The following is a 20,222-nucleotide window of genomic DNA, read 5'->3' as shown; positions in this document are numbered from 1 at the left end:
GGGCAGACAATATTAACCGGCTACGATTTTTTGTAATGGTGTCTGGTGATCATAACGGCAATCGCAACGCAGGCTGAAGCGATAATAAGGATAAGCGCCCATTGGGGCAGGTATCTCACATAAAAGGAGCGTAATGCCGACCAGTTGCTCTCATTTTCAGCCCCATCGACAGCTTTCACCCTCCAGTAATAGGGGGTGTTGCTATCGGTACCGCGGAGTGATTCCTCCTTAGTAAGAGAGTATGGTGATTGGGTGAGGCCCCTTTTCTCAAGTATTATAGTTGCGAAACTGTCATCCGGGGCAATCTGGATAGTATAAGTCACACCGCTCGGATCGCTCACCATGTTCCATGTTAGGGTTGGTCGGGTGCCCTGCCTGGAGCCATTATCCGGAGACACGGACTGAGGTGTCGGTGGTGGGGTGGATTCCACGATAAAATGGGTCTCCAGTGTGTTGATGGTATCACTGGCGCTTATAGTATGCTGTCCGTGACGGCTGGCGGGAACCTTAAAGGCAATGGAAAAGTTGCCGTTGGCATCGGCTCTGGTGGTCGCTACGGTAGAGTTGTCGTATTGTATTACAACCACTCCGGTAAAGCCGGTTCCTTTCGCTGTTATGTACGAGCCCACATTGCCGTTGTCGGGACTTATTTCCAGGCTGGTGGTCACTGTAAAGCTGGCGCTACCTGCCGCAGTACCGTCGTTGGCGGTTACAGAATAGTTGCCGCTCGTTACCGAAGGAACTACGAACTGGTCGGCGAAGTTGCCATAAGAATCAGTAGCGCTGGTCCTAACGTGATCGCCGTTGAAGCGGATGGTCACTGTTCTTGATTTGCCAAAACCCGTACCGGTGATACCGACGGTGGCGTTGATTGGTCCGCTCGACGGGTTAAGTTTCAGAGTGGATTCAGTGGTAAGATTAGCATCATCTAATTCAGTGCCGTCGCTGGCCTCTACTTCGTGTATGCCGTTGGCGCTTGGTGGGATTAAGAAGGTGGCTTCAAAGCAGCCGGTGCCGTCGGAGCGGACTACTGATGGCCATGTGTTTAATTCATCCCCATCGAATATTATTTCAATATTCCGGTTGGAGCGGAAGCCGTGTCCTATGATAGTGACCTCATTTCCGACCTCACCCGATACCCGGGACAGTGTTATACTGGCGACGACGGTGAAATCGGTGTTCGCAGTATAGGTGCCGTCACTTGCCAGTACCTCAAGAGTGCGGTTAATGCAAATCGGTACATCGAAGTCTGCGGTGAAACTGCCGTTGCTGTTGCTTCTTACCGAAGCGGGGCTGGTAGCAACCCGGTCATCATCAAAGAAAATACTGATTGCCCGGTTGGCACGGAAGCCGCGTCCTGTTATCGTGACTTCGGTGCCCGTGCTGCCGGAGCTTGGTGAGATTGATATCGATTGTGTCACAAGGAGACTGTCTATAGCCTCAAACATGCCGTCATCAGCGCTGACTTCATGGCTGCCGCGGTCAGCCTCCGGAATACGGAAGGTTGTGGTGAAGCTGCCGCGGGAGTTGGTTGAGGTGGTAGCGATACTTCTATTGTCAAATCGGATGGTTATACTACGGCTGGCTCTGAAGCCGGTGCCCTGTATAGTTACCTGGTCATTTACCAGGGAAGTCGTGCTGCTAAGTTCTACTTCTGGCTCGACATCGAAGATGACAGTCGCATTTTCGTAGCTGGTTGATACACGCACATTGTAGGTTCCGCCGGGCATCTCCGGCACCCTGATATTACGTGATAATGCGCCGGCTGGATCCACTGTGCCACTGGCTATAGTCTCAAAACTGGTATCGTACGCGAAGCGTATCTGATAGTTTGCTCCCGGAGTAAAGGCGCTGCCGTTGATGTTGACCAGCGTATCTACCGGAGCATGGTTCGGTGATATATCCAACGAGGCGGCCATAGCCGGTGTAGCGGGCAGAAACAGTAATAAAGAGGTTAAGGCCAAAGCTATTCCTAAACATAGCCTTTTCATAGAACCTTCCTTATGCTGGCTTCTCATAGCCTGGTAAAGTAGTCGTCCTTATTAACACACATAATATTGACTGATTGTACAAAAGTCAAGACAGAGCTATACGGGGTCAGCGATGTTCGAGGGGAGCTTGAGAGTGTATATGGGGATAAGGATAAGGGGAAGGCAAATTAGGAATGTATCCGGACAAAAGGAATGCTCCAAGTAATTTGGCTTATCCGTGGCGCTTCGACTGAATTACCCCTTAACCTTGCGGTGCTGGTTGTTTCCCTTCTACTAAACCACGACAGCTCTACTACTTGGAGCATTATTATCATCTCACATACAGGATGATCTGTAAAAACGATTTAATGGTCGATAGGGAAATTGTCCATATACGGTTGGTAAAGCAATGGTTCAGTATGTAAAGCCGGTCTGTAGTATAACTGGGCAGCAGCCGGCGCTCAGCGTTTTGACGACATTACTAATAATCATCTATTATTACCTCATACTATTTCCATTTCCCTCCACGAAAAATAATAGCTTATCAGGAGTTAATCAGATGAAAGAAGTGATGGTGATTACTGATAGTCTGGGTGGTCTGTCCTCGGAGCAAGCCAGGGAATACGACGTTATGGTGGTACCTTACCATACCATATTTGACGGTAAGGATTATCCTGATAACTCCATTGACAGAGAGAAACTATTTACCCGGCTTGAATCCTACCAGGACCTGCCGACTCACTCGGCTTGTACTACAGGTGAAATTCTGAAAGCCTACAAGAGAGCTAGTCAGAGTGTGAAGAGCATGCTGTTCGTTGCCTTGTCATCGAGTATGTCTGCAGACTATAACGCTGCCATACAGGCTAAAGAGAGCGCCAGTAAGGAATTACCTGATATCGCTATTGAAGTGGTCGATTCCCGCAGTGTTATATCCGGCGAGCTGCTTGTTGTTCTGGCGGCTGCCAGAGCAGCTAACGAAGGCAAGAGTCTATCAGATGTAGCCAGGATTGCCCGTCAGGTTGCGCAAAAAGTAACCCTGATAAACGTTCCTGAGACGCTATTCTTCTTTGAGAGATCGGGGAGGTCAGGAGGAGAACCCAACATAGCCAAAGCTCCCATGCCGATATACCCCCTTCTGGAAATGGATGCTTCCAGCGGCGGAGTAGGGAAATTCATATCCAAGAATAGAACGAAAGGGAAGGCATTAGATGCACTGGTTGAGATCGTGAGAGAAAAATGTGGAAACAGAAAGATATGCGCGGATATAAGTTATAGTAGTGATTTAAAGGAAGCCGAAGCATTAAAGAGAAAACTTGTCTCTCAATTTGAATTTAGTGCACTCCATATAACGCCACACTCATCAGTGGCCTGTGTGGTGACCGGGCCCCGATGTGTATCGCTGGCATTTTATGGCGAAGATTAAGGTATGCGTCGGCACTTCTACGGACAGAAAGGAGGGCCACCCCGGTTATGAACTCTGGGATGGCCTTCCTGTTCTAATGCTAACTTCCGTGGCTCGGCGAAATTAGGAAAGGTGTAGCATAGCCTCATCAGGTCTCCATATTGGTCGCCATCGATAGACCATCTGGTTTACAGTTCAGAACACACTTCAGAAGGCCGCGTAAATATTTATGCTACGATCGGACGACATCGAAGCGGTCCAGGTTCATTACCTTGCTCCACGCCGCTACGAAGTCGTGCACGAATTTCTCCCGGGAGTCCTCACATCCATAGACTTCTGCCAGAGCCCGGAGCTGGGCGTTGGAACCGAAGATAAGGTCGACACGGGTGCCGGTCCATTTGATTTCGCCCGTTGCGCGATCACGACCCTCGAACACTTCTTTATCCTCTGTAGTTGGCTTCCAGATCGTGCCCATGTCGAGCAGATTTGCGAAGAAGTCATTGGTGAGCGTCTCCGGCCGCTTGGTGAAGACGCCGTGCCGGTAATTTCCGTAATTAGCATTCAAGACACGCATGCCGCCGACCAGAACCGTCATCTCAGGAGCGGTTAGGGTCAGCAGCTGAGCCCGATCAACCAGCAGCTCCTCTGCCGATACAGCATATTTGGCTTTGAGGTAGTTGCGGAATCCGTCTGCGGACGGCTCGAGCACGGCAAATGACTTTACGTCGGTCTGCTCCTGAGATGCATCCGTGCGCCCCGGCGTGAATGGTATTGTCACGTCGTGTCCGCCTTTCTTTGCCGCTGCTTCGACGGCCGCACACCCGCCCATAACGATCAAGTCGGCCAGCGAGACCTTCTTACCACCGTTCTGCGACTTGTTGAACTCTTTCCGGATTGTCTCGAGCGTCTTCAGGACCTTTGCTAGTTTCGCCGGCTGGTTGACTTCCCAGTCCTTCTGTGGTGCAAGACGAATGCGTGCCCCGTTGGCGCCGCCGCGCTTGTCGGAGCCACGGAAGGTGGATGCCGAAGCCCAGGCGGTATAAACCAGTTCCGAGATAGAAAGGTCTGAAGCCAGGATCTTAGCCTTGAGGGAAGCGATGTCCTTCGCGTCGATCAATTCATGGTCGACAACCGGTACCGGATCTTGCCAGATGAGGTCTTCGGCAGGAACCTCCGAACCGAGGTAGCGCGAGCGGGGGCCCATGTCGCGGTGGGTCAGCTTAAACCAGGCCCGGGCAAAGGCGTCTGCAAACGCCGCGTGGTCTTTATGAAAACGTCTCGCGATTGGCTCATAGATCGGGTCGAATCTCAGGGCCAGGTCTGCCGTGGTCATCATGGGTGCGTGTCGTTTAGCAGGATCGTGGGCATCCGGTACGGTGCCGGCCCCGGCCCTATCTCTGGGTATCCATTGTTTCGCACCGGCGGGACTTTTTGTCAGCTCCCATTCATAGCCGAACAGGACATCGAAGTAGTCACTACCCCACTTGATCGGATTGGGGGTCCAGGCACCTTCGAGGCCGCTGGTGATCGTATCGCCGCCTTTGCCGCTGCCGAAGCTGCTTTTCCAGCCCAGGCCCTGCTCCTCGACGCCGGCGGCCTCGGGTTCTGGACCGACGAGGGCCGCATTACCCGCGCCGTGGCACTTGCCGAAGGTGTGTCCGCCGGCAATGAGCGCGACAGTTTCCTCATCGTTCATCGCCATGCGGGCAAAGGTCTCGCGAATATCACGCCCCGACGCGACCGGATCAGGATTACCGTTCGGACCTTCCGGATTCACGTAAATCAGGCCCATCTGCACGGCAGCGAGGGGATTTTCCAGTTCCCGATCACCGGAGTAGCGCTTGTCGCCAAGCCACTCGCTCTCGCTCCCCCAGTAAACGTCTTCTTGCGGTTCCCAGACGTCCTCACGTCCGCCGCCGAAACCGAAGGTCTTGAATCCCATCGACTCAAGAGAACAGTTGCCGGCGAGGATCATGAGGTCGGCCCAGGAGATCTTCCTGCCGTATTTCTGTTTGATTGGCCAGAGCAGGCGGCGTGCCTTGTCGAGGTTTGCATTATCCGGCCAGCTGTTGAGGGGTGGAAAACGCTGGCTGCCGGAACTTGCGCCACCGCGACCGTCACCCATACGGTATGTTCCTGCGCTGTGCCACGCCATCCGGATGAAGAGCGGCCCGTAGTGACCGTAATCGGCCGGCCACCAGTCCTGCGAGTCGGTCATCAGCTTATAGAGGTCCTTCTTCAGGGCCGCCAGGTCGAGCTTCTTGAATTCGTCGGCGTAGTTGAATTCCTTGCCCATCGGATTGCTCAAGCTGGAGTTCTGATGGAGAATCTTGAGGTTTAACTGGTTCGGCCACCAGTCCCGGATCGACGTGCCGCCCCCGGCAGTAGGCTTGCTTACTCTCCCCGTTACCGGGCACTTGTTCTCTTCATTCATAATGTTACCTCCTAGTTGCTTCCCGGAGATTACATATCTAGCCTGCCAAATACGTTAGTAGTTTTCCGCCAGTAACTCGTAGTATGACTGAGCGTGCTTACAGGCCGGACATTCCTTCGGAGCCTCGGGACCTTCGTGGATGTATCCGCAGTTGGTGCAGTGCCATTTCACCGCAGCCTTCTTTATGAATACCTCTCCCCCGGCCACGTTTTTGGCAAGCTTCCGGTAGCGGCCTTCGTGAAATTCCTCTACTTCCGCAATCTCCTTGAAGGAAGTGGCTATATCCTTAAAACCTTCTTCTCTAGCGGTTTTTTCAAATTCGGCATAGATGGTGCTCCATTCCAGCTTCTCACCGTCGGCGGCGGCTATTAGATTTGTCAGAGTGTCTCCGATAATCCCTGCCGGATAGGCTGCCGTGATTTCTAAGTCACCACCCTCGAGGTATTTAAAGAAAACTTCAGCATGTTCCTTCTCGTTACCGGCCGTTTCGGTAAAGATGTTGGCGATCTGCTCGTATTCTTCCTTGCGGGCGACACTGGCAAAAAATGTGTAGCGGTTTCTTGCCTGGGATTCACCGGCAAACGCCGTCAAAAGATTTTTCTCCGTCTGTGTTCCTTTGATTGATTTGCTCAACTTCATTTCTCCTTTCCTTGGATCATTTCGATGATAACCATTTATTGCTGGCAGTCTTTGCAGATGCCACGGAATTCAAGCTGGTGGGATGAGACCGTGAAGCCGGTTTTCCCGGCTATCTTTTCCTCAAGTTTTTTGTTGACCGGTTCGTCAAGATCAAAGATCTGCCCGCATTTTGTACACCTGAAGTGATAGTGATTATCCTGTCTGCCTTCGTATCTGCTGACGGTGCCGCTGAGATTAAGTTCCGCAATCTTACCGGTATCCCGTAATACCTTAAGGTTGCGGTATACCGTGCCTTTGCTGATATTGGGTATACTCTTCTTGACTTCCTCGTATATCCAATCGGCCGTAGGGTGCGAGTCGGCACACCTGAGTACCTGCAATATGGCTTCTCTCTGTCTGGTCGCTCTTTGTATCATAATCGATAATAAATCTTAATACTATTATTAGGGTTTTGTCAAGGAGATGAATAAAAATACCGACATACGTAGTGGCAAGTATCTTCATTGAGTAGTGAGTATTTCCCGGTTCGAAAGCTCATTCAATCTAACCTATTTCCCGTGAGGCATGGATTTTTGGGCGAGCACCAGCCTGGATGTCACAAGTCTTAATAGAGCCACGTGTACCGTTACTCCGGCACCGACCGCTAACAGAACGATTTTGACTACTTGACTGTCGACAACAAACGCGGCAGTCAGCCCGATAACCGTCCATAATAGGCTAAGTGAGTAGATTTTAGCTTTGATAGACATTGCCTTACCTTCCAAATAATTCCTTAGGTAATCCCCCACGAGCCTGTTTCTCAGGAGCCTATTATATAGCCGCTTCGAGCCTCTGCCATAGCAATAGGCAGCCAGCAGTAGGAAGGGTGTCGTCGGTAAAAGAGGCAGAAAGATGCCGATGATACCAACACCGATAGAGATACTACCGGCGGCGATGAATAGCCGGCTCTTTAAAGTTGCGGATGGAGTAAACACATGAATCCCTTATTGGTGATATCATTAACGTTTGATGTAAACCCTGCCCCAAATGGTTAATGCCCGTGCCAGTGAGCCGATTCCCTCAGGTTCCTTATCTTCTGCTCTGGTAAAGCAGAAGTACAGGTAATTGTTCAATACCAGTGCCCCCAGGCTCTCCACTGCCGAACGGACTGCTGCTAACTGTGTTAATATGGCTTCGCAATCACGATCGTTCTCTATCATCTTCTGCAGGCCGCGCGTCTGCCCCTCGATTCTTTTTAGTCGATTTATCAGGATCCTTTTATTGATTTGCTTCTTAGCCATCGGGCCTCCGTGACAGAGTAAATTAAAACCTTGCTAATTATACCCCTGGGGGGTATAATAACCTTCGATTTCAGTACAATTATATAAAAAAGGGGAGGGTAATACCATCATGGAAAAGCACGAACTGGTCATCGTAGGGGGTAGTGCCGGCGGAATACAGGCTGCCATATGTGCTCAAAAGCACCATGGCCTCGAAGATATACTGGTAATACGGATGGAGGAAAAGGTTCCGGTCCCCTGTGGGATTCCCTACATCTTCGGTACGCTGGGAGCAGTTAGCAAAAATATTATTCCGGATAAAATCCTCGGAGAAGCTAAATTGAAGATTGGCGAGGTGGTGGCAATTGACCGTAATAGCAAGACGGTCAAGCTCAAGAGTGGCGAGGAGATAGGCTATAACAAGCTGGTTCTGGCTACCGGCTCTAGTCCGCTGCAGCCACCTGTCCCGGGAATAGATAAAAAGGGAGTCTGGTTTGCCTGGAAAAATACTGATTATCTTGAGAGGCTGGCCGAAGTTATTAACGGCACCGGTGATATCGTGGTAATCGGGGGCGGATTCATCGGGTTGGAGTTCGCTGACGAGTGCCGCAAGCGGGGCCACAAGGTTACGGTAGTAGAGCTGCTTGAGCATTGTCTGCAGTTGGTCTGCAACACCGAGTTATGCATAAGAGCGGAAGAGTCTTTGAGAAGTAATAGTATAGAATTAATCACCGGCGACGGCGTAAAATCTATCGATGGAACTGGTAAGGCCGAGTCTGTAACCCTGCAGAGCGGTAAGCAGATTAAATGCGACTTGGTCGTCGTCGGAATCGGTGTTAAGCCGAATGTACAACTGGCGGAGAACGCTGGTTTAGAAATCGGTACCACTGGCGGAATTAAGGTCGATGAGTTCCAGAGAACTACTGACGGTAGTATTTTTGCTGTCGGTGACTGTGCCGAGAAATATTCTTTCTTCAACGGGGCGCCAACACCGCTAAGGCTCGCTTCAATAGCCACACGAGAGGGTAAGATTGCGGCGGCTAATCTCTTCCAGCCACAGTGGCGTAACGTAGGTACTATCGGCGTATTTTCAACAGTACTGGGAAACACTGCTATTGCTGTGGCAGGCCTGACGGAGGCGAAGGCTCGTGAAATGGGTTATGAAATAATTGTGGGAGAGGCGGAGGCTGCTTCAAAACATCCGGGAACTATGCCGGAGGCTCATCCGATGAGAGTCAGACTGGCTTTCTGCCGCAGGTCAGGTAAGATAGTCGGCGGTTGTGCCTGTTGTACTCATACGGTGGGCGAGGTAGCTAACATAATTGCGGCTGCTATCGTTAATGGAATGACCATGGAACAGATCGCCATGTTCCCCATGGGTACACATCCGTGGCTCACTGCATCTCCGTTGGCATATCAGATTACGGATGCTGCGAGTAATGCGTTGCATAAGGTCAAGAATACGGCTAATGCGTCGTAACTACTAACTCCTATAGTAGCTTTGGTCTTAGATATTAATAAAAAGGGGCAGGATTTGTGCTTGCCCCTTTTTATGTTTTATGTCCATATCCTTACTTCATTATGAACACTGATTAAACGACCGCCGAAGGCTCTCGAAGTTCACTGCTCCGTCTTCGAGTGGATTCTTTGGATTAAGTAGCCCTATCTATTCAATCGTGAAGGCAGTCAATAAGTCTCATTCTTATCTTATATACATATATTGACTAACTAGATAGCTGGTGTTATCGTTAATAACGAGCATATGATCGTTATTAACGAGTGAGAGGATTAAATGACTAGACCACCGCGACTGAGACGAATCGGTTTTGTGCCGGATATAACATACTTTAAGCCGGCGGGAACACCTTTGAGGTTTATGGAAGAAATATGTGTATCAATGGAAGAGGTAGAAGCATTACGCTTGAAGGATCTGGAGGGTCTAGATCAGGAGGCAAGTGCAGTCAAGATGAATATATCACGCCCTACATTCCAGAGAGTCCTTGCCTCAGCCCGGCAAAAGATTGCCGATGCTTTATTAAACGGTAAGGCGATAAGAATTGAGGGGGGTAATTTTGAAGTAGCTTTTGATACTAAGGCCATAACTTTCAATAGATTAGCTTCAGAGTACGACTTGTGGTTTGAGGATAAAGGGAAGCTGATCTTTGATATTGAGGTGCGCGCTTTTCAGGAGGTCATGCTTTCGTTACTCCATCCCTGGTTAGAGATAGGCGTGGGCAGCGGCCGTTTTGCCCGGGCTCTGGGAATCCAAAAGGGCATTGATCCCTCTGGCGAACTACTGAAAATTGCACAAAGCCGGGGAATAGATACTTGCTTAAGCAGCGGTGAAAAGAGTCCTTTTCGGGACGGTTCGTTTGGATCGGTATTCATAATAGTTACTCTCTGCTTTGTTGATTCACCCAGACTCGTTTTGAAAGAGACTCACCGTATCTTAGCTCCAGGAGGCAATGTAGTACTGGGTCTAGTGTTGAGGGGAAGCCCTTGGGGTAAATTCTACGAGCAAAAGAAGCTGGCGGGAAATCGTTTCTACAAACACGCTACCTTTTACAATTATGATGAAGTTATTATGCTGTTGAAACAAGCGGGTTTCTCGGTTAAAAAGGTCATTTCAACGTTGTTTCAGAGACCCCAAGAGTTAAGAGATATGGAGTTTCCGAGTGAAGGCTATGATCCCGATGCCGGATTTACAATTATTACAGCTAGTAAGAAATAACCTAATAATGAGACTAATTTGTGATGAATGAAAGTAGCGCTGAAAATAGGACTGAACCAAATTGTCAGGGAGGCATGCATAACTTTCAGGAATATGCAATTGTCGCTTGCGGTACGCTCAATATGGAATTGAATTACCTCAAGGATATTGGTTTTCTTAATGCCAGAAAAATTCTTTATACCAAACCAGGCCTTCACCAATTACCGCGTGAACTGGAGAGGCAGTTAATAAGACAAATAAATACTGCTCAGAGCTATGCCCCGAATATCATTGTGCTCTATGGCGGTAAGTTCTGCTATGTGAATACCGATGATCCATACCGCAGTTTAGATACCATAATTGAGGAGCAATTTACACCCGGCATTAAAATCAGCAGGATAAAAGCGGATCACTGTATTGATATGCTTGCCAGTGCTCAAGATAGAGAACGCATACCCCGGGGTAGAGATGTGTCCTGGATGACTCCAGGATGGCTGAAATACCGGCACTATGTTTATCAGGGATGGGACAAAGGGTTAGCTAACGAAAATTTCCCTAAACACTCTGGCGGGGCCATTATACTGGATGCTACCGGTTTCTTTGATCACCTTATGGGAAATAACCCCGAGGAGATATTGGCCTTATCCGACTGGATGGGGATTCCTATAGAGTCCCATAATATTACGCTGGATAGAATGAAATGTTTACTAATAGGAGCGATAGAATAGAAAAGTAAAGGGAACGCTTGGTAGAAATCGGGCCCATATTTAAAGTACACTGATAGGATCTAGCATGTTGATGTTATTGGTATTTTAAGTACCACAGCGTGTTTAATACGTCAGTCGGAGTTAATAAATATCTGCGAAGAAATTGGTCGGATAAAGATATGGCAAACTTTGGGGAAATTGAAAAAGCCAGAAAATTGCTGGGTCTTGGTGAAACAGCCAGTCTAAAAGAAATAAAGGCCGCTTACCGTAATCTGGCCCGTCGTTATCATCCGGATAAGTCAGGGGGAACTGAGGGTGAACAAGAGATGATGAGGGAAATCAATCGGGCGTATGAGTTGCTTGAAGAGTACTGCAAAAAATATAAATATAGCTTTACAAAAAAGGCCTTTGCCAGGGCGTATCCTCAAGAGGCGTATATCGAGTGGTGGTTTGAAAACTGGAGGATGTAGCTTCAAACAGTACTACAGTAGGTGATGTCGACCTGGTTACCCTATAGCCACTTTTTCCTCTTGAAATAAATTACCAGGGCGGTGGCGATAGCAGACATTACGATCAAAACTACGGGGTAGCCCCAATGCCATTTAAGCTCCGGCATGAATTCAAAGTTCATTCCGTAAATGCCGGCCACGAAAGTCAGCGGTATAAATATCGAGGCGAAGATGGTTAGCACCTTCATTACCTCATTCATTTTATTGCTCACGCTGGAAAGGTAAATATCCAGCATGCCGGATAGCATATCCCGGAAGGTCTCTACGGTATCGATAATCTGAATGGTATGGTCGTAAACATCTCTGAGGTATACTTGCGTGGCTTGCTGGATCAGGCTTGATTCTCCCCTTTGCAAACCGCTGACGACTTCTCTCAACGGCCACAATGACTTGCGCAGGAATAGCATTTCGTTCTTCAGGGTGCGTATTTTGTGTAGCATTTTCGTGGTTGGGTTGCTTGCCAGCTCCGCTTCTATATCCTCGATCTCCTCCCCGAGGGTCTCCAGTACTATGAAATAGTTATCGACTACGGCGTCTATCAGCATGTAGGCGAGATAATCAGCCCCGGCTTTTCTGATCCGCCCCTTTCCCTTTCTGATTCTCTCTCTAATGGTGTCGAAGATGTCGCCCTCACGCTCCTGGAAGGATATGACGAGGTTCGGACCCAGGATCAGGCTGACCTGTTCCGCTTCTATTTTGTGGTCCTCATCAGCGTAGCTCAGCATCTTCAGGACAAGAAAAAGACAGTCGCCAAAGTCTTCCATCTTCGGGCGCTGTCCTGTGTTGACAATGTCCTCCAGCAAAAGGGGGTGCAAGTCGAACTGCTGGCCTATTTTCTCAATAACCTCTGTCTTGTGGATGCCGTCTATGTTAATCCAGGTAGTGGTCGGTTTATCTTTGTAGGGAAGGCATTCCTCAACCGTACTTGCTTCGGTCTCCTCCAGATTAAACTCATCGTAGTCGATTATGGTAATGCGGACCTTGCCGGCCTTTCTTTCACCGATATGCACCAGGGTGCCCGGGGGAAGCCCCGCCTTTTGGGACGTCTTCTTAATTAGTCTCGACATTTTGGCTCACCGTAATGAAATGATAGCAATTTCCTCAATACTCAGAAAGATGCTTTCCCAGCTACGAATCGTTAACGCAAGCTCTATTTGGGGAGTAATACTACGCTGATATTACAGGCTTGTCAAGCGTTTAGCAGATGCCGCAACGTGTTAAAATACCCGGGAAAACTGAACTGTCGGAATTGGGCTTGATTATGGAATAAAGTATGTGTTAAGGTGGCAACACGATCCGGTGGTTCTAATTGGGAAATTTCCGTTACCTAATCAAAAGGAGACGAAAAAATGATTGCACTGCTTGTTATCGGTATTATTGTTGCTTCTGTTAGTCTGTATTTCTGGAGAAGACACGGGGCTGATTTTGATAACCAGCACAGGGGTAAAATTGCCAGCATTATCGGGCTTGTTATTATCATCTCCAGCATTATCGGCAGCTCACTGGTGACTGTACCGGCCGGTCATCGTGGCGTGGTGACCCGGTTTGGTGCCGTTACCGGCGTCATACTGGAAGAAGGTTTACAGGCAAAGTTGCCGTTTATCGAGTCAGTAATCAAAATGTCGGTACAGACCGAGAAATATGAGGCCGGTGCCGCCGCCGCGTCACTTGATCTGCAAGATGTGAGAACCACTATCGCCCTTAACTGGCGGCTGCGGCCGGAGGCAACTGCTGAAATCTATCGGACACTGGGATTGGGGTACATAGATAGAATCGCTGCCCCGGCTGTCCAGGAAACTGTGAAGCAGGTGACAGCTAAATACAATGCGGAGGACCTCATCTTGAGGCGTGACGAGGTTAAGTCTGCTATCGAGCAGAGCCTGTCGACCCGGCTGTTGCAGAGAGGTATCATCACTGAGGCAGTATCGATAACGGAGTTTCAGTTTAGCGATACCTTTGTTGCTGCTATCGAAGCTAAGGTAGCCGCAGAGCAAGCGGTACGGGAGGCAAGGAACAAGTTGGAGCGGGTGAAGGTTGAGGCCGAACAGGCAGAGGCCCAGGCAATGGGAGAAGCCGCCGCGCGGATAGCAAAGGCTGAAGGTGAAGCCGAGTACATTCGTATTGTCACCGATGCGCAGGTTGCTGCCAATGCCGCTATTGCCGAATCTCTATCCCCGGAAGTGCTACAGTATATCTTTCTCGACAGACTTGGTGAAGATATCAAGGTAATTGTGATACCTTCGGAGCAGGGTCTTGACCTGGTCATTCCGGAGGTGACGCCATAGGTGAAGGATTTTAGAGTATTCGTAGGAGCTTGTGAACACTCTAAAGCTAAATCAGTGGTGGGCAGTAGAGGACTCGAACCTCTGACCTCCTGCGTGTAAAGCAGGCGCTCTAACCAGCTGAGCTAACCGCCCATTAATAGCGCGCTTGGCGGGGCTCGAACCCACGGCCTCAGCCTCCGCAGGGCTGCGCTCTATCCAACTGAGCTACAAGCGCTTGATCAATAATGCCGAAGGTGAGATTTGAACTCACACGCCCTTTTGGGACACTACGCCCTGAACGTAGCGCGTCTGCCATTCCGCCACTTCGGCATGGTGGGCGGTACTGGATTTGAACCGGTGACCTCTTGCGTGTGAAGCAAGCGCTCTAACCGCTGAGCTAACCGCCCGAAACCGTAGCTGACTTGTCCTCAAATCCGGACGGAAATTTACTAAAGCAAGAGGTCGTTTCTATTGTGTTCCGCCGGGAAAATCCCATCCCTCCAGCCTCGCTCTCGATTTGTATTATATATGATTAGTATTCCGGATTCAACCGGCAGCAAGTCTCAGCAAACCCTCAACGGCTGCCCCCGATTTTCCCCGCCTAAACGTTTCCTAAACAACCTTAAAATATCCGGAAAAACAGTAGATATCAGGATAGCGCGGTAGTAAAATGTCTATCAGCGGTATATTCAAATATGGTCACGAGCAAACCGGCTGTCTGATATGGAAAAGAAGAAGGTAAGTGGTGGTTTTATGACGGGCAATACTACTGTATGCGTCATTGGTCTGGGCTATGTCGGCCTGCCCCTGGCGGAAGCGTTCTCCAAACACTTGAGTGTAATCGGCTTCGATGTTGACGGCAAGAAGCTGGCTAAGCTGAAGAAGGGCAATAATAACGGAAATCTTACTCTCATCGACGACCCCGTGGAGATAGGCCGGGCTGACTTTATTATTATCTGTGTCCCCACGCCGGTAACCGGTTCCAAGGAGCCTGACTTGTCTTATATCGAGAGTGCCGCTGCAATTGCCGGGCGGAATATGAAACGGGGCAGTATCGTGATACTGGAGTCCACGGTATACCCCGGTGTGACCGAAGAAGTCGTCAGGCCGATCCTGGAGGGAGAGTCGGGCTTTAGGTGCGGGCGGGACTTCGGGATCGCCTACTGCCCGGAGCGGATAAACCCGGGTGACGAAGAGCATACTATTGAGAACGTAACCAAGATAGTCTCCGGAATGGATGAAAAAACAACTGATATTGTTACCGGGCTATACGGCAAGCTGACGCCGCATATCTTCAGGGCCAGGGATATCAGGACCGCCGAGGCAGCCAAGGTGATCGAAAACATCCAGCGTGACCTGAATATCGCCCTGATGAACGAATTGGTCCTCATCTTCGAGAAGATGGGCTTGAACACTAAAGATGTTCTGGATGCGGCGGCGACCAAGTGGAACTTCGTCCGCTACTCTCCGGGATTGGTCGGCGGTCACTGCATACCGGTCGACCCCTACTACCTGGTCTATAAATCGAGGGAGCTGGGCTACCACCCGCAGGTGATTCTGGCGGGGCGTGCCATAAATGATGGTATGCCCGATTATGTTACCAGGCTGGCTATCAAGGGCTTAATCAACACCGGCAAGGTAGTAAAGGGTGCCCGGGTGCTGATAATGGGACTCTCTTATAAACAGGATGTCGCTGATACCAGGGAAAGCCCGGCCGGGAAGATAATCAAACGGCTCAGGGAGTACGGGGTGGAAGTACTTGGCTACGATCCCCTGTTGGATGATATCCGGAGCGAATTTGGTATCAAGTCCGTCTCCGATCTGGAAGAGCTGCGGGGAATTGATTGTGTCATTATCACCATTGCGCACTCTGCTTTTCGGAATATCAAGGCCGACACGTTAAAGGACATTATGAACAATAATCCGGTGTTGATTGATGTCAGGGGGGTATTTGATAGGGAGGAAGTGGAGGGTAAGGGGTTTTACTATCAAGGTTTATGAAAGGGAATGGTGACATAAAGTAATAACGGAGATTTTTTGATGATACTGAAAAACAAAACGATTTTGCTTACCGGTGGAACCGGCTCGTTTGGGCAGAAGTTTGTCGAAGTGGCTTTACGAGATCATGCCCCGAAGGTGATAAGGGTATTCTCTCGCGGGGAATTTCTCCAACAAGAAATGCAACGAAAGTTTAACAATCACCACGGGTTGCGTTTCCTTATTGGCGATGTGAGAGATCGAGAGAGAGTGTATCGGGCGATGAACGGGGTTGATATTATCATTCATGCCGCCGCACTAAAGCAGGTTCCAACCTGTGAATATAACCCCCTTGAGGCAGTGAAGACAAATATAGACGGTGCGTCTAATATTATTGACGCTGCCATTGATAATGGTGTTGAAAAAGTGATAGTTATTAGTACCGATAAGGCAGTACACCCGGTAAATCTCTACGGGGCAACCAAGCTGGTAGCTGAGAAGCTTTTCCTCCAGGCTAATTCTTATGTCGGACCGCGGAAGACCGCCTTTGGTTGTGTGAGATATGGCAATGTGGTTGGTAGCCGGGGTAGCATTGTCCCCCTCTTTTTGGGGCAGAGGGATAATGGTAGAGTTACTATTACTGACGAACGTATGACGAGATTCTGGATTACCCTGGAGCAAGGGGTCCGTTTTTTTATCGACTGTCTTGATAGAATGAGTGGTGGTGAAATATTCGTCCCTAAGATTCCCAGTATGAGAGTTACTGATATAGCTGATGCGATCGCTCCGGGAGTTGAAAGAGAGATTGTTGGGATTCGTCCTGGAGAGAAACTCAATGAAATTCTATTGACTGAGGAAGAAGCCAGACATGCGAAGGAGTTTGATGACTACTTCGTTATTGAGCCTGAGCATTCCTTTTGGAAAAAGGATAACCTTAAAGGAGCTAAGCTTCTCCCGGAAGGATTCACATATACCAGCGATAGCAATAGCTGGTGGTTGACTAAAGATGAGCTTAAGGGAATGCTGAAGGAGCTTTAGTGGTACGATTAGCAATAGATGGCGGCATTCCGGTAAGGAGTGAGCTTCTACCATATGGTCGTCAGTGGATTGGTGATGAAGATATTGACTCTGTCGCCGGGGTTCTCAAGAGCGATTGGATCACCCAGGGGCCTAAAGTTGCTGAATTTGAGGGCCGACTAGCTGAATATTGTGGAACCAAATATGCCGTAGCTGTCTCCAGTGGTACTGCTGCTCTCCATGCTGCCTGCGCTGTAGCAGGCATCTCTGCAGGTGACGAGGTGGTAACTACGCCGCTTACCTTTGCTGGTACTGCTAACGCGGTGGTGTACTGTGGCGGTAAGCCGGTATTTGCTGACATAAGAGAGGACACCTTGAATGTTGATCCTCAGGAGATTATCAAAAGATTATTGCCTAAGACTAAGGCAATATTGGCGGTGGATTTTGCCGGGCACCCTGCTGATTTGACTGAAATAAAGACCATAGCCCAGGAGAAAGGATTAGTTATGATTGAGGATGCCTGTCACGCTTTGGGTGCCGAGTATAAGGAGAAGAAGGTTGGTAGTATAGCTGATATGACCATCTTTAGCTTTCACCCGGTGAAGCATATTACTACCGGGGAAGGCGGTGCAATTCTAACCAATAATAGGGAATACTATGAGAAGCTCAAAATCTTCAGGCATCATGGTATAGTAAAGAACGGTTTTGTCAATGGTAATTGGTATTATGAGATATACCAACCAGGGTATAACTTCCGGATTACCGATTTTCAATGTGCTCTGGGTATCAGCCAGCTTAAGAAGCTGGACCGCTTTGTTAGCAGAAGGAGGGAAATAGCCGCCAGGTATAATGACGCTTTCGCCGGGATGGAAGAGGTCGTAACTCCTGTTGAGAAGGGCGATGTCAGAGCATCATATCATATCTATCCTATTCAACTGGGGACTGAGTTCCTGAAGGCTGGTAGAAAAGAAATATTTGAGGCGCTGAGGGCAGAAAACATCGGGGTAAACGTTCATTATATGCCCTTGCACCTGCACCCTTTTTATCAAAATACATTTGGTTATAAAAGAGGCGACTATCCCAAAGCAGAGAGATATTATGAACGGGCAATCACCCTGCCCCTCTTCCCCAAGATGAATGATGAGGATATTGCGGATGTAATTGAAGCGGTGGGAAAGGTTGTACACCACTATAGAAAATAGTGAGGAGGGGTTACCGACATGAATAAATTCACGAAGCAGATGCAGGCCTGGGCGGGTAATTTTGGACAGGATTATACCGACCGCAATGCTCTTTCTTTGCAGGAAGTAGAGCGGTTATACAAAGAGCGTCTTGGAATTACACGCACAGAGATGAATTCCAGGTTTGTTGGCGATCTTAACAGAGATATAACGGTCTTAGAGGTTGGCTCGAATATTGGGAACCAGTTACTGTTGCTACAAAATATAGGATTCAAGAATCTATACGATATTGAGTTGCAGCCTTATGCCGTCGAACTATCGAAAAACAGGACTAAAGGTATAAACATAATCCAGGGTTCTGCCTTCGACATTCCCTTTAAGGATGGTTACTTTGATCTTGTTTTTACCTCCGGACTTTTAATCCACATAGCTCCTTATGATATTGCCAATGTTCTAGACGAAATATACCGGTGTACCAAAAAATATATCTGGTGCTTTGAATACTATTCTGATGTGTATACCCAAATAGACTACCGGGGGCATGCTGAATTACTCTGGAAAACTGACTTTGCTAAGCTTTTTCTCAATCGATTTCGCAACATGACATTGGTCAAGGAAGAGCATTTCAAATACCTGAATAATGATAATGTGGATACTATGCTGTTACTTCGAAAAATAAGAGAATAGATGAAGCATAGCGTGATATTGTATCTTGGGCGATCATTTGTATATGTTGTCATGGCGTTTTACTGTGTTATTTCGATTGAGCAAGAAATCCTGGATGTTCGGAATTGGCATTTTCTTAAGAGACTGAGTGGCTGTAGTTAGTAGAGGTATTAACTATGACGGAGCAAATTGCGCGGACTTCTATGCCGATCGAGATGAAAGTTGGATCTCATGTGATTGGGAATGGTCATCCCACCTTTTTTATGGTTGAAGAGGGGCAGGCGAATGAGGGGAATTATGAACTTGCTATAAGAATGATTGGACTGACAGCACAAACTGGTGCTAACGCGATTGAATTCCAATTTGCGATAGCCGATGATTTATACGTGCGCACACACCCTGCTCATGCTGTTTACAAGTCGCGTGAATTTTCACGGGAACAGCTGGTATCTTTGAGGATGATTGCGGAAGAATACCATTTACTTATTGTGGGCAGTCCGTTGAGCGACAATTTGGTGACACAACTTGTTGAAGCTGGATACCCCTTATTGGATATCAACTCCTCTGATTTGGTGAATCCCCGCATGCTGGATGCTATCGCTGAAACAGGAGTGCCATTTATGGTTGGTACGGCTATGTCATCCATTGACGATATTGACTGGGCTGTTGATCGTCTGTTGCATCGAAAGTGTGGTTCGTTCTGCCTATTGCATGGCCAGCATGTGATGGCTACCGGTTCAGGACGCGGAGTTCCAGAAAAACAGGTCTCGCTATCCACCGTTAATTATTTACGTGATCGGTATCACTTGCCCGTTGGTTTTACTGATCATACGTCAAGTGAGATTGTGCCAGCGTTAGCCGTAGCGAATGGAGCAGCCGTTATCACCAAACACCTAGCACCACAGCTTGGCTGGCGAGGACCTGACTGGGAGGTTTGTCTCGCGCCTGATGCGATGGAAAGGTGTGTGCAATTGGTGCGTCTCGCTGATGTCGTTAAGGGTACCTCGGAAAGAGTGCTTGCTTCTGGTGAATTAGCTGACCGCAGCCAGATGAGGCGTAGTATTGTGGCCCAATGTGACTTGTCGGAGGGTACTTGCCTAGAGGCAAAGCATTTACTATTCAAGCGTTCAGGTGTGGGGCTAGACCCACGTCAAGAAGATTCAATAGTTGGCAAGAGGTTGATTGCTGCAATTAAGAAGGATGAGATAATCACTCTGGATAAGCTTAGTTGATATTGAATTGAGTGGGAGAGCATTGACCTTTCCACCGAAAACAGTCACACCATGAGTTAGAGTCTTCCGGTATAATAAATAAACCAGGAGGACTCATGAAAGCAAGACAGTATACTGAGGAACAGATCATAGCCGTGCTCCGGGAAAGTTAAGCCGGGGCCAGGGTCGCTGATCTTTGTCGCAAGTACGGGATGAGCGACGCCACCTATTACAACTGGAAGGCGAAGTATGCTGGTCTTACCGTCAGCGAGTTGA

The 20,222-nt window shown here is 48.7% G+C and carries 18 protein-coding genes, 4 tRNA genes and 2 pseudogenes; 13 read left to right on the top strand and 11 right to left on the bottom strand.

The window, feature by feature from the left end:
• Positions 1–20: 20 nt before the first annotated feature.
• Positions 21–1,991: an IPT/TIG domain-containing protein gene (locus PHI12_09470; GenBank protein ID MDD5511023.1), complete on the bottom strand. Its 1,971-nt coding sequence runs from the start codon at positions 1,989–1,991 to the stop codon at positions 21–23.
• 538 nt (positions 1,992–2,529) lie between these two features.
• Between PHI12_09470 and PHI12_09465 the strand changes: the two genes are divergently transcribed.
• On the top strand, positions 2,530–3,393 hold the full coding sequence (locus PHI12_09465; GenBank protein MDD5511022.1) for a DegV family protein: 864 nt from the start codon (positions 2,530–2,532) through the stop codon (positions 3,391–3,393).
• 211 nt (positions 3,394–3,604) lie between these two features.
• On the opposite strand, the gene katG is transcribed toward PHI12_09465, so the two are convergent.
• From katG to PHI12_09440, 5 genes are all read right to left on the bottom strand, one after another.
• Complete coding sequence (gene katG, locus PHI12_09460) at positions 3,605–5,806, bottom strand: catalase/peroxidase HPI (GenBank protein MDD5511021.1); 2,202 nt, start codon at positions 5,804–5,806, stop codon at positions 3,605–3,607.
• A gap of 54 nt (positions 5,807–5,860) precedes the next feature.
• Positions 5,861–6,439 carry a rubrerythrin family protein gene (locus PHI12_09455; GenBank protein ID MDD5511020.1) on the bottom strand — a complete coding sequence of 193 codons (579 nt, stop codon included), beginning with the start codon at positions 6,437–6,439 and terminating at the stop codon, positions 5,861–5,863.
• A gap of 41 nt (positions 6,440–6,480) precedes the next feature.
• Positions 6,481–6,861 carry a transcriptional repressor gene (locus PHI12_09450; protein ID MDD5511019.1) on the bottom strand — a complete coding sequence of 127 codons (381 nt, stop codon included), beginning with the start codon at positions 6,859–6,861 and terminating at the stop codon, positions 6,481–6,483.
• 132 nt (positions 6,862–6,993) lie between these two features.
• On the bottom strand, positions 6,994–7,419 hold the full coding sequence (locus PHI12_09445) for a YbaN family protein (GenBank protein ID MDD5511018.1): 426 nt from the start codon (positions 7,417–7,419) through the stop codon (positions 6,994–6,996).
• Positions 7,420–7,443: 24 nt separating this feature from the next.
• The gene (locus PHI12_09440) at positions 7,444–7,725 is read right to left on the bottom strand and encodes a metal-sensitive transcriptional regulator (GenBank protein MDD5511017.1); all 282 of its coding nucleotides are present in this window, start codon (positions 7,723–7,725) and stop codon (positions 7,444–7,446) included.
• Positions 7,726–7,834: 109 nt separating this feature from the next.
• Here PHI12_09440 and PHI12_09435 point away from each other — a divergent pair, with 109 nt between their 5' ends.
• From PHI12_09435 to PHI12_09415, 5 genes and pseudogenes are all read left to right on the top strand, one after another.
• Entirely contained in the window at positions 7,835–9,184 is a 1,350-nt protein-coding gene (locus PHI12_09435) for an FAD-dependent oxidoreductase (GenBank protein ID MDD5511016.1), read from the top strand.
• 312 nt (positions 9,185–9,496) lie between these two features.
• A pseudogene (locus PHI12_09430) lies at positions 9,497–9,784 on the top strand (DUF134 domain-containing protein).
• A 114-nt stretch (positions 9,785–9,898) separates the two neighbouring features.
• Complete coding sequence (locus tag PHI12_09425) at positions 9,899–10,435, top strand: class I SAM-dependent methyltransferase (protein MDD5511015.1); 537 nt, start codon at positions 9,899–9,901, stop codon at positions 10,433–10,435.
• A 23-nt stretch (positions 10,436–10,458) separates the two neighbouring features.
• On the top strand, positions 10,459–11,142 hold the full coding sequence (locus PHI12_09420) for a DUF1638 domain-containing protein (GenBank protein MDD5511014.1): 684 nt from the start codon (positions 10,459–10,461) through the stop codon (positions 11,140–11,142).
• Positions 11,143–11,300: 158 nt separating this feature from the next.
• On the top strand, positions 11,301–11,591 hold the full coding sequence (locus tag PHI12_09415) for a J domain-containing protein (protein ID MDD5511013.1): 291 nt from the start codon (positions 11,301–11,303) through the stop codon (positions 11,589–11,591).
• A 41-nt stretch (positions 11,592–11,632) separates the two neighbouring features.
• Here the strand turns inward: PHI12_09415 and corA are convergent, their stop codons facing one another.
• A complete protein-coding gene (corA, locus tag PHI12_09410; protein MDD5511012.1) occupies positions 11,633–12,697 on the bottom strand; it encodes a magnesium/cobalt transporter CorA in 1,065 nt (354 codons plus the stop codon).
• Positions 12,698–12,979: 282 nt separating this feature from the next.
• Here corA and PHI12_09405 point away from each other — a divergent pair, with 282 nt between their 5' ends.
• Positions 12,980–13,915, top strand: coding sequence for a prohibitin family protein (locus tag PHI12_09405; protein ID MDD5511011.1), 936 nt, complete (start codon positions 12,980–12,982; stop codon positions 13,913–13,915).
• 55 nt (positions 13,916–13,970) lie between these two features.
• Here the strand turns inward: PHI12_09405 and PHI12_09400 are convergent.
• The 4 genes from PHI12_09400 to PHI12_09385 form a co-directional block, all read right to left on the bottom strand.
• A tRNA-Val gene (locus PHI12_09400) sits at positions 13,971–14,047 on the bottom strand.
• 8 nt (positions 14,048–14,055) lie between these two features.
• A tRNA-Arg gene (locus PHI12_09395) sits at positions 14,056–14,129 on the bottom strand.
• A gap of 11 nt (positions 14,130–14,140) precedes the next feature.
• Positions 14,141–14,224 (bottom strand) — tRNA-Leu (locus PHI12_09390).
• A 1-nt stretch (position 14,225) separates the two neighbouring features.
• Positions 14,226–14,301: transfer RNA gene (locus PHI12_09385), tRNA-Val, on the bottom strand.
• Between the two features lie 316 nt (positions 14,302–14,617).
• On the opposite strand from PHI12_09385, the gene PHI12_09380 reads away from it, so the two are divergent.
• From PHI12_09380 to PHI12_09355, 6 genes and pseudogenes are all read left to right on the top strand, one after another.
• A complete protein-coding gene (locus tag PHI12_09380) occupies positions 14,618–15,895 on the top strand; it encodes a nucleotide sugar dehydrogenase (protein ID MDD5511010.1) in 1,278 nt (425 codons plus the stop codon).
• 39 nt (positions 15,896–15,934) lie between these two features.
• Positions 15,935–16,909, top strand: a complete 975-nt coding sequence (gene pseB, locus PHI12_09375) for a UDP-N-acetylglucosamine 4,6-dehydratase (inverting) (protein ID MDD5511009.1) — start codon at positions 15,935–15,937, stop codon at positions 16,907–16,909.
• The gene (pseC, locus tag PHI12_09370) at positions 16,909–18,090 is read left to right on the top strand and encodes a UDP-4-amino-4,6-dideoxy-N-acetyl-beta-L-altrosamine transaminase (protein ID MDD5511008.1); all 1,182 of its coding nucleotides are present in this window, start codon (positions 16,909–16,911) and stop codon (positions 18,088–18,090) included. Before pseB ends, pseC begins: the two co-directional genes overlap by 1 nt.
• An 18-nt stretch (positions 18,091–18,108) precedes the next feature.
• Positions 18,109–18,756 carry a methyltransferase domain-containing protein gene (locus PHI12_09365; GenBank protein MDD5511007.1) on the top strand — a complete coding sequence of 216 codons (648 nt, stop codon included), beginning with the start codon at positions 18,109–18,111 and terminating at the stop codon, positions 18,754–18,756.
• 155 nt (positions 18,757–18,911) lie between these two features.
• Positions 18,912–19,967 (top strand): N-acetylneuraminate synthase family protein, encoded by a 1,056-nt coding sequence (locus tag PHI12_09360; GenBank protein ID MDD5511006.1) that lies wholly within the window; start codon positions 18,912–18,914, stop codon positions 19,965–19,967.
• 95 nt (positions 19,968–20,062) lie between these two features.
• A pseudogene (locus PHI12_09355) lies at positions 20,063–20,222 on the top strand (transposase).

Source organism: Dehalococcoidales bacterium (assembly GCA_028716225.1).
In the GTDB taxonomy this organism is placed as follows: domain Bacteria; phylum Chloroflexota; class Dehalococcoidia; order Dehalococcoidales; family UBA5760; genus UBA5760.
The sequence above is the reverse complement of the archived record's forward strand: the minus strand, read 5'-3'. Positions and strand labels throughout refer to the sequence as shown.

Bases quoted from the DNA above. Each gene is read 5' to 3' on its own strand.
- PHI12_09470 (MDD5511023.1), bottom strand. From the start codon at position 1,991: ATGAAAAGGCTATGTTTAGGAATAGCTTTGGCCTTAACCTCTTTATTA.
- PHI12_09465 (MDD5511022.1), top strand. From the start codon at position 2,530: ATGAAAGAAGTGATGGTGATTACTGATAGTCTGGGTGGTCTGTCCTCG.
- katG (MDD5511021.1), bottom strand. From the start codon at position 5,806: ATGAATGAAGAGAACAAGTGCCCGGTAACGGGGAGAGTAAGCAAGCCT.
- PHI12_09450 (MDD5511019.1), bottom strand. From the start codon at position 6,861: ATGATACAAAGAGCGACCAGACAGAGAGAAGCCATATTGCAGGTACTC.
- PHI12_09440 (MDD5511017.1), bottom strand. From the start codon at position 7,725: ATGGCTAAGAAGCAAATCAATAAAAGGATCCTGATAAATCGACTAAAA.
- PHI12_09435 (MDD5511016.1), top strand. From the start codon at position 7,835: ATGGAAAAGCACGAACTGGTCATCGTAGGGGGTAGTGCCGGCGGAATA.
- PHI12_09425 (MDD5511015.1), top strand. From the start codon at position 9,899: ATGCTTTCGTTACTCCATCCCTGGTTAGAGATAGGCGTGGGCAGCGGC.
- PHI12_09420 (MDD5511014.1), top strand. From the start codon at position 10,459: ATGAATGAAAGTAGCGCTGAAAATAGGACTGAACCAAATTGTCAGGGA.
- PHI12_09415 (MDD5511013.1), top strand. From the start codon at position 11,301: ATGGCAAACTTTGGGGAAATTGAAAAAGCCAGAAAATTGCTGGGTCTT.
- corA (MDD5511012.1), bottom strand. From the start codon at position 12,697: ATGTCGAGACTAATTAAGAAGACGTCCCAAAAGGCGGGGCTTCCCCCG.
- PHI12_09405 (MDD5511011.1), top strand. From the start codon at position 12,980: ATGATTGCACTGCTTGTTATCGGTATTATTGTTGCTTCTGTTAGTCTG.
- PHI12_09380 (MDD5511010.1), top strand. From the start codon at position 14,618: ATGGAAAAGAAGAAGGTAAGTGGTGGTTTTATGACGGGCAATACTACT.
- pseB (MDD5511009.1), top strand. From the start codon at position 15,935: ATGATACTGAAAAACAAAACGATTTTGCTTACCGGTGGAACCGGCTCG.
- PHI12_09365 (MDD5511007.1), top strand. From the start codon at position 18,109: ATGAATAAATTCACGAAGCAGATGCAGGCCTGGGCGGGTAATTTTGGA.
- PHI12_09360 (MDD5511006.1), top strand. From the start codon at position 18,912: ATGACGGAGCAAATTGCGCGGACTTCTATGCCGATCGAGATGAAAGTT.